This is a genomic window from Ponticoccus sp. (in: a-proteobacteria) (genome assembly GCF_048381735.1).
Window position 1 is genome coordinate 203,133 of the sequence record NZ_JBLXGL010000006.1, and the last position, 12,458, is coordinate 215,590.

At 67.7% G+C, this 12,458-nt stretch carries 9 protein-coding genes; 6 read left to right on the forward strand and 3 right to left on the reverse strand.

Annotated elements, in window-relative coordinates; all coding sequences use genetic code 11:
- Positions 1–41 precede the first annotated feature (41 nt).
- The 5 genes from ACN5KJ_RS12920 to ACN5KJ_RS12940 are packed head-to-tail and all read left to right on the forward strand — an operon-like array spanning position 42 to position 6,857.
- Complete coding sequence (locus tag ACN5KJ_RS12920) at positions 42–890, forward strand: hypothetical protein (protein WP_418594443.1); 849 nt, start codon at positions 42–44, stop codon at positions 888–890.
- Positions 887–2,173, forward strand: coding sequence for a TolC family protein (locus ACN5KJ_RS12925; protein WP_347165319.1), 1,287 nt, complete (start codon positions 887–889; stop codon positions 2,171–2,173). Before ACN5KJ_RS12920 ends, ACN5KJ_RS12925 begins: the two co-directional genes overlap by 4 nt.
- A 31-nt stretch (positions 2,174–2,204) precedes the next feature.
- On the forward strand, positions 2,205–4,340 hold the full coding sequence (locus ACN5KJ_RS12930) for a type I secretion system permease/ATPase (RefSeq protein ID WP_418594445.1): 2,136 nt from the start codon (positions 2,205–2,207) through the stop codon (positions 4,338–4,340).
- The gene (locus ACN5KJ_RS12935; RefSeq protein ID WP_418594446.1) at positions 4,337–5,509 is read left to right on the forward strand and encodes an HlyD family type I secretion periplasmic adaptor subunit; all 1,173 of its coding nucleotides are present in this window, start codon (positions 4,337–4,339) and stop codon (positions 5,507–5,509) included. Before ACN5KJ_RS12930 ends, ACN5KJ_RS12935 begins: the two co-directional genes overlap by 4 nt.
- 43 nt (positions 5,510–5,552) lie before the next feature.
- Complete coding sequence (locus ACN5KJ_RS12940) at positions 5,553–6,857, forward strand: BamA/TamA family outer membrane protein (protein ID WP_418594448.1); 1,305 nt, start codon at positions 5,553–5,555, stop codon at positions 6,855–6,857.
- Here the strand turns inward: ACN5KJ_RS12940 and ACN5KJ_RS12945 are convergent.
- The 3 genes from ACN5KJ_RS12945 to ACN5KJ_RS12955 form a co-directional block, all read right to left on the reverse strand.
- Positions 6,841–8,082, reverse strand: coding sequence for a glycosyltransferase (locus ACN5KJ_RS12945; RefSeq protein WP_418594450.1), 1,242 nt, complete (start codon positions 8,080–8,082; stop codon positions 6,841–6,843). The two genes, ACN5KJ_RS12940 and ACN5KJ_RS12945, sit on opposite strands and share 17 nt — an antisense overlap.
- 127 nt (positions 8,083–8,209) lie before the next feature.
- The gene (locus ACN5KJ_RS12950; RefSeq protein ID WP_418594452.1) at positions 8,210–8,848 is read right to left on the reverse strand and encodes a LuxR C-terminal-related transcriptional regulator; all 639 of its coding nucleotides are present in this window, start codon (positions 8,846–8,848) and stop codon (positions 8,210–8,212) included.
- A gap of 151 nt (positions 8,849–8,999) precedes the next feature.
- A complete protein-coding gene (locus tag ACN5KJ_RS12955; RefSeq protein WP_418594453.1) occupies positions 9,000–11,030 on the reverse strand; it encodes a hybrid sensor histidine kinase/response regulator in 2,031 nt (676 codons plus the stop codon).
- Positions 11,031–11,272: 242 nt separating this feature from the next.
- On the opposite strand from ACN5KJ_RS12955, the gene ACN5KJ_RS12960 reads away from it, so the two are divergent.
- Positions 11,273–12,458, forward strand: a 1,186-nt coding sequence (locus ACN5KJ_RS12960) for a BapA prefix-like domain-containing protein (protein ID WP_418594454.1), incomplete at its 3' end; no start/stop codon positions are given.

Here is a 12,458-nt window from a genome sequence, read left to right on the forward strand (position 1 = left end):
AAGAATAACGTGGGACGTCCCGTTTCTTGGGGAGTGGTTGAATGGCAACAGAGCTGTCCGTGCGTGGCGTGGGGCGGGATCAGGCGCAATCACTGGTTGTGGAGGCCGGGATCGCGCTGAATCGTGCGTCAGATATCGCCCTCCCGGCGACCGGCCCCGAGGTCGTGGGTCACGAGAAGACGGGCCGCGATCTGGCGGTGCAGCTGTCTGACGGTCAGACCCTGAAGATCGGGAACTTCTTTGTCATCGACCCCGAGGGCGACTACAGCCGCCTGCTGGACGCCCGGGGCGAGCCGATGGTGACAGGCCTGACGGCACCGGAGCCTTCGCTGGACGACATGGGCGGCGACATGGCGTCGGCGCTGGACGCAGGCAGCGCCCCCGGGGCTGCCGGGGGCGACGACGGGCCGGGCCGCACTGCTGCCGCATCGGGTGAAACCGGCGAGGCCGACGGCGATGCAGCTTCCTTTGGCGGCGGCTCGACCATGCTCAGCGCCGGGGCCGGGCTGGCCGCGGGCTATGGCTCGATGAACCTCTTTACGGACGTGCAGGACGACGAGGGGGACGACGACGACCGGGCAAGCCAGGCGGCCCTGCCGGCCGCCGATCAGGCCGCCGCCGATGCCGACGCGCTGCAGCAGGACATCGACGCCCTGCTTGGCGCGCCAGAGGCCGAGGACGAGGTCGCGCGTGCCCTGGGCGATATCCTTGCCAGCACCATGCAGGACGAGGCCGACCAGGACGGCGGCCAAAGTGCCGGCGCCCCCCTTGATCCCCCGCAGACGGACGGTCCGTCTGCCCCGTTTTTCGCAGAGGCCACCGAGTTGTCGCCCGAAGGGCTGGACGCACCGGACCTGCTGCTTCCCCTGACTGCCGAAGGTGAGACATGACGAAGAGCCCCAGCAAACCGATCGCAGCCTTGCTGGTCACGCGGTGCGCCCGGCTGGCCGCGGTGTCTGCCCTTGCCCTTGGGGTGCTGGCGGCGCCGGCCCTCGCGCAGTTGGCCCTGAAGGACGCGGCGCGGCTGGCGACGGAACTCGACCCCAATGTGACCGCGCTGCGCCAGCAGGTCGCCAGCCGGACGCTGGGGATCAAGCAGGCGCGCGACGGCTATTACCCCAAGGTCAGCCTCTCCAGCGATACCAGCACCACGGATGCCAACGGACCCGGCATCTCGCTGACGGTGTCGCAGGTGCTCTATGACTGGGGCCTGATCCGAAGCGAGATCAAGGCCGCGACGCAGGCCCGGGTGCAGGCGGTTTCCGATCTGAAGATGTCGGTGGAAGACCTGACCCTGCTGGTCTCCGAGGCGTTCCTCGACGTCGAGATCGCCGAGCGCAAGATCGCGCTTACCCGCGAATACATGGGGTTCGCCGACCGCCTGTCCACCCAGGCCGAGGGCCGCGCCCGTGCCGGTCTTGGCGACAATGGCGAGGTCGCCCGGGCGCGACTGGAAGTGGCCCGCGCGCAGGATCAGCTGAACAGCCTGATGGCGGATCGCGACATGAGCCTTTCGCAGATCGCCTTTCTGACCGGGCGCAAGCTGTCGGCTGTGCAGGCGCCGCCCTCGCTGGACTACGCGCGGCGTTACGGCAATGCGGCCAAGATCCAGTCCGCCGTGCGCATCGCGCCGGACTACATCGCCGGGCGCGCCCGCGCGGCAGAGGCCTTTGCCAATGTCGACCGGGCGAAGGCCGCGCGCCTGCCGACGATCCAGTTGCAGGCGCAGGGGCGGACCGACCTGAACGGCGGGCGCACCAGCACGGCGCTGGGACTGTCGGCGGGGGTCGACCTGAACGCCGGCGGCCTTGGCGGGCGGGCCGTTCAGGTGGCCCGCTCGGACGCGGCTGCGGCGGAATCCTCGCTGCGCGGCATCGAGCGGCAGATGACCAATACCGCCCAGACGGCGCTTCGCCACATCGCGACGCTGCGGACCGCAGAGCAGTCGCGCGTCACCCAGCTGGAACAGGCCACCCGCGTCCTTGCGAACTACGAGGATCAGTTCGTGGCCGGACAGCGAGAGCTGATCGACGTGCTGACCACTGGACGCGATCTTTACGACGCGCGGGTCGATCAGGTCGACACCTACGACGAACGAAAGCGGACGGAATACCAGGCCGCCCGCGATCTTGGGGTGCTCGGCACCCTGATCCTTGCATCGAGCGGGTCATGAGTAGCATGCAATTTTGCGGGAACCACCGGCCATGAACGCCCACCAGAACTTCGATCCGGTCGTCGAGGGTTTGATCGAACTGTGCCGTGCGCAGGGCGTGACGACCTCGGCGGCCCGCCTCACGGACGGTCTTGGCTGGTCGCCGGACAAGCCGATGTCGGTCGAGCTTGCGCCGCAGGCGCTGCGGCGCATCAACATGAGCTGCCGGGTGACATCGGCGCCAGTGCAATCGTTCCCCGACCACAGCCTGCCGGTGCTGCTGTTCCTCAAGGATGGCCGGACCGCCGTGCTGGAGAAATGGGCCGAGGAAGACGTGCAGATCATCCTGCCCGAAACCTCGGGCGGCCGCCTGTTCTGGAGCCGGAAGGAACTGGCGGAAAAGCACGACGGGCGCATCCTGGTGTCCAAGCCCATCGACATCGTGTCGGATCGGCTGGACGAGTCGAAGCCGAAGCAGGGCCACTGGCTGCGGGGGCCGGTTCTGGGGAACTGGTGGATCTATCGCGACGTCGTCTTTGCCTCTTTCGCGGCCAATCTTCTGGCCATCGCGACGGCGCTGTTTTCCATGCAGGTCTATGACCGCGTGGTGCCGACCAATGCCTTCGACACGCTGTGGATCCTGGCCAGCGGGGTCGGGCTGGCCATCCTGCTGGAGCTTGTCCTGCGCACCACCCGCGCCTCGCTAATCGACGTCTCGGGCCGGGATCTGGACCTGCAGCTTTCGTCGAAGCTGTTCGACCGGGTCGCGAACATGCGGCTGGCGCACAAGCCTGCCTCGACCGGGGTCTTCGCCAACCAGGTAAGGGATTTCGCGACGGTGCGCGAGTTCTTCACCTCGGGCACGGTGACGGCGCTTTGCGACATTCCCTTCGTGGCGATCTTCCTTGCGGTGATCTGGTTCATCGGCGGGCCGGTGGCCATCGTCACGCTGCTTGGCGTGATCATGACCATCGTTCCCGGCATGCTGATGCAGGGGCGTCTGGCCCGTGCCTCGCGCGAGAACGCCCGCGAGGCCGCCGCCCTGAACGGCCTGCTGCTGGAAACGATCTCGAACCTTGAAACCGTGAAGGCCGCCCGGGCCGAGGGGCGGTTGCAGCGGTCCTATGCCCAGCTGTCCGCCACCATGGCCAATACGGCGGTCAAGACCCGCAACCTGACCACGACGATGACCCAGCTGGTCAGCGGCGTGCAGAAGGTCACCTATGCCGGGGTCATCATCGCGGGTGTCTACCTGATCAGCTCCGGCAGTCTGACCGTGGGCAGCCTGATCGCCTGTACGATCCTGTCCAGCCGCACGCTGACTCCGATGGGGCAGGTGGCGGGTCTGCTGGCCCGCTGGCAACAGGTGCGCGCCGCGCTGGACGGTCTCGACAAGATCATGGAGCTGCCGCAGGAACGCCCCGCCGACCGCCACTTCGTGCGTGCCTCGGAGCTGCGCGGCGAGTTCCGGCTGGACAACGTGGTCTTCCGCCACGATCCTGCCGCGCCGCCGGTGGTCAATATCCGCGACCTGCACATCAAGGCGGGTGAGCGCATCGCGCTGCTGGGCGGCAACGGCGCGGGCAAGTCCAGCTTCATGCGGCTGATTGCCGGTCTGATCGACCCGCAGGAAGGCTCTGTGCTGCTGGACGACCTGTCGCTCAGCCAGATCGACCCGCTCGACCGGCGCCGCCAGATCGGCTACCTGCCGCAATCGGTCGCGCTGTTCCAGGGCACGCTGCGCGACAACCTGCTGCTGGATCACGGGCTGCACTCGGACGACCAGCTGCTCGAAGCGCTGGACGCGGTCGGGCTGGGCAGTTTCGTGCGCCGCCACGTGCGCGGGCTCGACCTTGTCATCCACGGCAACGGCAACGTGTCCGGCGGCCAGCGTCAGGCCATCGGGCTGGCGCGCATCCTGTTGCAGGACCCGAAGATCGTGCTGCTGGACGAACCGACGGCGGCCTTCGACCACATCACCGAGAAGCAGGTCATCACCCACCTGAACACCTGGCTCGAGGGGCGCACGGCGATCATCTCGACCCACAAGCGCGAGCTGCTCAGCCTGACGCAGCGGACGCTGGTGCTGAAAGAGGGCAAGATCGCGCGCGACGGTGACCTGCTGCAGATCCTCAACACGGCCCGTGCGAACACGGTGCAGAAGGCGCAGGTGAAGGCAGTGACATGAGCAGCCCCGAGCTCTTCGACCCCAGCCATGTGGACGGAAGTTACCGCCAGCAGACGCTGCGCCGGTCGCGCCTGACGATATACCTCGTCGTGCTGTCGCTGCTGGCGGCCATCGCCTGGGCTGCGGTGGCGCAGGTCAACGAGGTGACGCGGGGCGACGGCAAGGTCATTCCGGCCCGCCGCATGCAGACGATCCAGAGCCTTGAGGGCGGCATCCTCGCCGAGCTTCAGGTCGCCGAGGGCGATATCGTCGAGGCCGGGCAGGTGCTGGCGCGGCTGGATGCGACGCGCTCGCGCTCTGCCTTCATGGCCGCCGAAAGCCAGATCACCGCCCTGACCGCCGAGGTCGCCCGGCTGGAGGCCGAGGTGCTGGAACAGCCAAAGCTGGATTTCGGCGCCGAGCCCAACACCGCCGAGCAGACCGAATTGCGGCTGTTCAAGGCGCGCCGCACCAAGCTGGAGGCCTCGCTACAGGCGTTGGAAAGCGAACGCGCCGCCATCGAGGAACAGATCGCCATTACCAGCCCGCTGGCCGCCAGCGGCTCTGTCAGCCGGATCAACCTGTTGCAGCTGGAACAGAAGAAGGCCGAGCTGGACGGTCGGATCGGCGACACGCGCAACGCCTATGTGCAGGACGCCTACAAGGACCTCGCGCAGCGGCGCTCGCGCCTCAGCGCGCTGTCCGAAGAGGCGGTGCAGAAGCAGGACGAGTTGCAGCGCACCGCCATCCGCTCTCCGGTTGCGGGGCGGGTGAACAATATCGCGATCACCACGCTGGGCGGGGTTGTGCAGCCGGGCGAGCCGATCATGGAAATCACGCCCATCGACGACCAGCTGGTGATCGAGACCAAGGTGCTGCCGCGCGACGTCGCCTTCGTGGCGCCGGGCATGCCCGCCAGCGTCAAGATCACGGCCTATGATTTTGCCACCTATGGCGACCTGCGCGGCACGGTCATGCAGATCTCCGAGGACACGGTCGAGGAAGAGACGCGGCAGGGCCCGCAGAACTTCTACCGGGTCATGGTCATGACCGAACACAACTACCTCGAACAAGGCGGCGAGCGCTTCGCGATCCGGCCGGGCATGGTGGCCCAGGTCGATATCGAGAGCGGCAAGCGCTCGGTTCTGAGTTACCTGACGCGGCCGCTGCTCAACGCCCGTCTCCGCTGAGGGCTGCCCCTCTCCGAACTGCCAAGAAGTCGAAGGAATACCCGTGTCGCGCGTCTGCCACGCCCCCCGCTGCCGAGAGGCTCTGCTTGCTCTTGCCGTGATTTCCCTGTCCGCCCCCGCATCCGCGCGCGTCTTCGAGACGGTCGCGGTGCGCGGTGCCGAGTTCATCCCCGAAGAAGACATCCGCATGACCTGCGGCGCCCTGCCGGGCGTCGACTACGCGGATTACGAGTTGCGGGCGATCGAGGATTGCCTGATGTCGACCGGGGCCTTCGAGGCGGTCAGCCTGTCCCCCGAGGGCGAGGCGCTGGTGATCGAGGTGGCCGAGATCGACAACCGCCCCGGCCGGATCGAGGCGGCGGTGTCCTACGTGTCCGACGCGGGCGTGGTCGGAGAGCTGTCCTTCGAACAATACAACCTGTTCCCCGGCACCTATGGCGCGCTTCACCTGTCGTTCAACGCCGAGGTGAAGGCGCTGGAGGCGCATCTCTACCGCGCCGATGCCTTTTCCGAGACGCTGGATTTCGGCATCGACCTTGTCGCGCGCGAGGCGCATCTCGACGATACCAATTACTCTGAACGGGGTGTCCGGGCAGAGCCCTACCTTGCCTGGACGCCGGACGAAGACGCGCGTCTGGAACTGGGGCTGGGGTGGCGCAGCTATCGTATGTACGACGTCGACGGCGCCGCCAGCGCCCTGCTTCTGCGCGAGGAAACCGGCGAGATTTCCGCGCCCTACCTGCGCATGTCGGCGGTCTATTCCGGCGGTCGCGGCGGCGATGACGAGGCGGTGGGCGCGCTGGAATACGGGCTGCGGCTGGATCACTACCTGTGGAACATCGGCACCGGAGAGGCGCTGTCGGACAGCCGACTGGAGGCCAGCGTGACGCAGCCCTTCGGCGGGTCCTACCGGCTGCTCGGGACGGTGCGCGCGGGCAGCGTCACCGGGCTGAACGGCAATGACACCCGCGCCGTCGACCGCTTCTTTCCGGGCGCCGACAGCTTCCGCGGCTTCGCGCCGCGCGGGATCGGCCCGCGGGACGGCGACGACCGTCTGGGCGGCAACAGCTATCTCGTCGGCTCTGTCGAGGTGCAGCGCGACATCGGCAAGCTGCTGTCTCTGCCGATGCAGGCGGGTCTGTTTGTCGAGGCGGGCAGCGCCTGGGGGCTGGACGACACGCTGAACGGCGCCATTGACGACGACTGGCACATGCGGGCCAGCGTCGGGCTGTCGCTGTCCTTCGAGGTCGCCAATACACCGGTGTCGCTTTATGTCGCGACACCGCTGCGTGAAAAGTCGGGCGACAAGACGCAGGCCATCGGCCTCAGCTTCACGACCCGTTTCTAAGCCGCGCCTGTCGCCGGTCCATGGCGAGGCGGAACAGGTTCAGATAGCGCGGCGCGACCGCCTGAAGACTGTAGAGCAGCCGCGCCCTGGCGCAGGCGGCTTGCCCGTAGCGCAGGCGCCGTTCGGGGTCCTGCGCCAGGGCGGTGATCTCGTCGATCCAGGCCTCGTCATCGTCGGGCAGGAGGCGCCCGTTCACGTCGTCCTGGATCAGTTCGGCGGGGTAACCGCGATCCGGTGCCAGCACGCAGCCACCGCGCCCGAGGATCTCGACCAGGCCCCAGTTCGCGACGCCGAAGCGCAGCGGATAAAGGAAGATGTCGATGCCGGAGAGCTTCTCGACAAAGGCCTCGTAGGGCAGCTTCCCCGGAAAGGCGATCACCTCTGCGGCGCGCGGATAGACCTTCAGCAGGTGATCGCGGAAGCTGGCGACCTCGCCGCCGTACTTGCGCTGCACCCACTGCTGTTCGTAGCCGTAGGTGCTGCCCTCGCTGCCGCCGAGGGCGACGAAGTTCGCCTTCAGCCCGCGTTCCACCAGTTTGTCCACCAGCCGCACATAGGTGTCGAAGCCCTTGGCGTTCGACAGGTCGCGGGCGGAAAAGCCGATGGTCAGCGGCGCCGAGGCCGCTTTGGGCTCGGGCATCGTCATGGCTTCGAAGGCAAAGCCTTCCAGCTGCACTTCGATGTTGGATTGCAGGGGCTCGGGGAACATGGCCTTTGCATGATGGCTGGGACAGATCACCAGATCGCTGCGCAGCGCCTGATGAAAGTTCAGCATCTCGGTGTTGCGGTCGACCATGCGCTGCGACTGGTCCGGCGGGTAGGCGGGATCCCAGCCATGCGCCCGGAAGCTGGGAAACTCGATATAGCTGACGATGGCCGCGTCGATCTCGTCATAAAGGAAATGTGGCGCCCCCCAGAGCGAATGGCTGAGCACCACGTCGATCTTCTTGTGCTTCTGGAACTGCTGCAGCGCCGACAGCAGGCCCCGCCCGATATGGGCAGAGCGCTCCAGCTTGGCGGTGTAGTAGTAGTGCTGCTTGCCGGTCACCGGGCCATCGGGGCGGAAGCCCAGGATGTGCTTGCCGCGATGTGCGTTCCGGGCCTGATGGCCCGGCGTGGTCAGGAAGTAGGTTTCCGCCAGTCCCGCCGCGCGCAAGTAGTCGCAAAGCCCGCCGAACTGGCCGGGGTAGACGGCCCCGGCAAAGACGATCACTGGTTTGGCCATGGCCCGCTCTCTCCGCTTTCGATCCATCGAAGGGGCGCGCCGGGCGCCCGTCCTGCCGGTCTAGGGCAAAACGGTCGCGACTTACATACTTTCGGCGGTGATTTCTCGACTTACGGCGGGGTCGGGGTCAGATCAGGTTCATTTCCCGGGCGGCGATCACCGCCTGCGTGCGGTTGTTGGCCCCCAGCTTGGTGCAGACCGACTTCACGTGCATCTTCACCGTCGCTTCCTTGAGGCCGAGCGCAGTGCCGATATCGCGGTTCGACTTGCCCTCGGACAATTCTGCCAGAACGTCCATCTCGCGCTCGGACAGGGGCACGGTTGCCATGTCGCGGGGCACCACGCGCCTGCATTCGATCAACTCGACCGGGATGTAGCGTTCGCCCGCCGCCATGAAGCGCACCTCGTTGTAGAAGCTGCGCAGCGAGGTCGTCTTCAGCACGAAGCCCGCGCCGCCCATGTCCAGCACCTCGGGCACCAGATGGGCCGGCGGGTTGCTGGTCAGCAGGGCGACGGGCTTGCCGTCATTGCGCTCGATGGCCTTGCGCAGGCCTGCGGTGCCGTTCATGCCGGGCATGTTCAGGTCGACAAGGACGAGATCGAAGGCACCTTCACGGTCGATGATGTCGAGGGCCGTGTCCAGATCGGGGGCTGTCATGGCCGTCACGTCGGGCACGCCCGAAATGAACTGCTGGAACATCTCCAGGACCATCGCGTGATCGTCGGCGATCAGGATCCTGATCGGGGTGACTTCTTCTGATACCATTTCTTTACCTTCGCACTCTGCAGCATCCGGCTTGCCGAATCCGCCTGCTGCGGGAGCATAGCATGCCGGATGCCTCACCTTTCGTCACGTAGGTAGATTAAATTCGGCGAAGTCACGTTTGTTCCGGGGGCGATACCGGCAGAACCTTGCGTCAACCGGCCGCCGGATCCGCGCCAAGGGCGGCAATTGCCTGCGTGGTGCGGGTCAGGGCGTCGGTCACGCGGGCCATTTCGGCGGACAAATCGGGCTTGCCTGCCTTCACCGCGTCTTCCAGCAGGCGCATGCTGCTGTCGAGCCCGGCCAGCCCGGTCAGCCCGCAGGCCCCGGTGGCGGCATGCAGCATGCAATCCGTCTGGTCGGTGACGCCATGGGCCTTCAGGCTGACGATCGCGGCGCTTGCCTCTGCCAGCGCGCGCGACATGTACCGGCGCGCGCCGTCCGCCCCCAGCCCGGCCACCAGTTCCGTCACCACCGAGTCGCTGAGGACCGCGTCCGGTGCCGGGCGGGGCGGTCTGCCCGGCCCTTTGCGCGTGGCGGCGGCCCGGGGGCGGGGCGGGGTGCGGATGTCCGAATCGAGCGCGTCGCGGATCGCATGGCACAGGGGGTCGGGACGAATCGGCTTTTCCAGAACGCTCTGCATCCCGGCCTTCAGACAGGCGGCGCGGATGCTGTCCTCGATATGGGCCGTCAGGCCGACGATGCGCGGGGCGGGGGTGATGGCACCCGAGGCGATGCCCGCAGCGATCCGTTGCGCCAGTTCGACGCCGCTCATCTGCGGCAGGGTCACGTCGGACAGCACAAGGTCGAACCGGGTGTCCGCGCGATGTTCAAGAAGCGCCAGCGCCGCGGCGCCGCTGCCGGCCACCTGCACCGCTGCCCCGGCGGCCCGCAACACATGGCTGAGCCAGGCCTGGCTGGCGGGGCTGTCCTCGACCACCAGCAGAGAGGCGCCCTTCAGCAGGCCGTCGATCTCTTGCGGGGCCTCCTGTTCAAAGGTGGTGTCGGCAAGGTCCGCGGCGGGCAAAGAGAAGACCGCGCGCAGGATGGTGCCGACGACCGCGCCGCCCTCGGCGCCGACCGGGGTGCCGTCGACACCGCGATCCAATATGTCCAGATGTCCGCCAAGCTGGGTGAGCGCATGGGCCAGCACATTCATGCCCCCCGAGGGCCGGTCCTGCGCCGGGGGCGGGGCCGGGGTCGCGCCGCCCGCCTGTCCCAGCGCCTGCCGCAGCCGGTCTTTCTGCGCCCGGGGCAGGCCGCCGCCCATGTCCCGGACCTCCAGCGTGATCTGCAGCCGCCGGTCTGTGTCAGAGAGCTCCTCGATATCGGACCCCAGCCGGGCGGTGGTCAGAATGACCTCGATCGCCTCGCCGCCGTGTTTCACGGCATTGTCGACCATGTTCTGGGACAGCGCGCGGACAAAGCGCACCGGGCCGGTCACGCAGGTCTCGGCCTCGGGCGGCAGGCTCAGCGACAGGGCGGCACCGCGCTGCTCGGCCAGGGGGCGGATGACATCGGTCATCTGCCGCAGTTCCTGCGCGATCGAGAAGGCTTCGTCCGGTCGGGCCGCGGCGCCGCTTTGCTCTCCACGGATCACCGCAAGCACGTTGCTGATGTGATCCAGCGACAATTCCGCCGCCCGTTTCAGGCGCTCCAGCCCCTCTTGGTTGTGTTCCTTGTTCAGCACCAGCGTTTCCGCGCTGGCCAGCAGCGATTGTATCGGCGTTCTGAGGTCATGGGTGACGCGCAGCAGGGTCGCGGCCCGCGCGCGGTTGCGCAGCCACAGCGCCTCGCCATCGGTCTCGGAAAGCCGCAGGTAAAACCCCGCCGCCGGACCAAGCGGCAACAGGACCAGTTCGCCTTCCAGCGAGAGGTCGTCGACGGTGATCGAGACCGGGGCGCTGCCGGCGCGCTTCGCGACCGTGCAGCGTTCGGTCCAGTTCATGCGGTCCCGCAGGGTGCGTTCGACGCCAAGCCGCTTGGCGGGGCCGTTGGCCAGCAGGACCTCGCCCGCTTCGTTGGCCAGCAGAACCGCCCTGCGGTCCGAGGCGATCAGGCGCGCCAGCATCTGGATCATGGGCCGATAAGAGGCGCTGGTCGCCTCCGGGGTCGCCGGGGCGACCTGATCCAAGACCGGGGAAGCGCTGGCCGGGACCGCTTCGCCTTTGTCTGTCGTGCTCAAGCCTGTGCCTCCGCGCCTGCTGAAGGGGGCGCACGACCGTGACGACCCGCCGCGGCGGTCCGCCCGACCCTGCGGCCACCGCCATCGGGTAGCGTCGAACTGCCGCCATGTACAGGGAAATATCTGCAGGGGCATACGATTGACACTTTATCATCCGATAGTATGGTCCGGTACATACAAAAGATAACGTGCGCGACGGACCTGGGCCGCCGCCAGATCTCAGCTGAACAGGAAACGATACGATGGCAAATACTGTACTTGCGGCCGGACCGGCGCAGGCTGTCACACTCCCGGTCAATGCCGGGGACGTCTCACGCTATCTGCGCGCGGGCCAGGATCTGGTTGTCGAGACCTCCTCTGGCGACACGATTCGCGTGACGGGCTTCTACGCGCCGACGGCGGGCGGCGAGGTTCACCGGCTGCTGTTCGCGGATGGCACATACACCGGCGTTTCGGGGGAAGAGGGGCCGGAAGAGGGTGAGGCCGGTCTGGGCTTTGCCATCCCGGACGATGCGGCCGCGGGGATTGGCGCCGCGATCGCCGGGCTCGGCCTTGCCGCCTCCAGCGGGAGCGGATCCGACGATGATGACGATCCGACCGACCCGACCGACGGCACGGACCCGACCGATGGCACGGACCCGACCGATGGCACCGACCCGACCGATGGCACCGACCCGACCGATGGCACCGACCCGACCGATGGCACCGATCCGACCGATGGCACGGACCCGACCGACGGCACCGATCCGACCGACGGCACCGATCCGACCGACGGCACCGATCCGACCGACGGCACCGATCCGACCGATGGCACCGACCCGACCGATGGTTCTGCCGGTTTGCTGGACCCCATCCTCTCGGATGATGGTCTGCTTGGCCCGGTGACCGGCAACGATGGCCTTCTGGGCGATATCACCGGCTCGGACGGCCTGCTTGGCGACCTCATCGGTGACGATGGGCTGCTGGGCGAAGTGACCGGCTCGGACGGCCTGTTGGGCGACCTGCTGGGCACCGGCCTGCTGGGTGACGGCGGCGAAGGTGGCCTGCTGGGCGGGCTTCTGGACCCGGTAAGCGGCCTCACGGACGCGGTGACGGGACTCGTCGGCGGTGACGGCGGCCTGCTCGACCCGGTGCTGTCCGATGGTGGTCTGCTCGGGCCGGTGACCGGCAACAATGGCCTGCTGGGAGACATCACCGGCTCGGACGGCCTGCTGGGCAGCCTTCTGGGCAATGGCGGCCTGCTGGGCGACGTGACCGGGTCCGACGGCCTTTTGGGGGGGCTGCTGGGCACCGGTCTGCTGGGTGATGGCGGCGCAGGTGGCCTGCTGGACGAGGTGCTGGAGCCGGTGGACGGCCTCACGGACGCGGTGACGGGACTCGTCGGCGGTGACGGCGGCCTGCTCGACCCGGTGCTGTCCGATGGTGGTC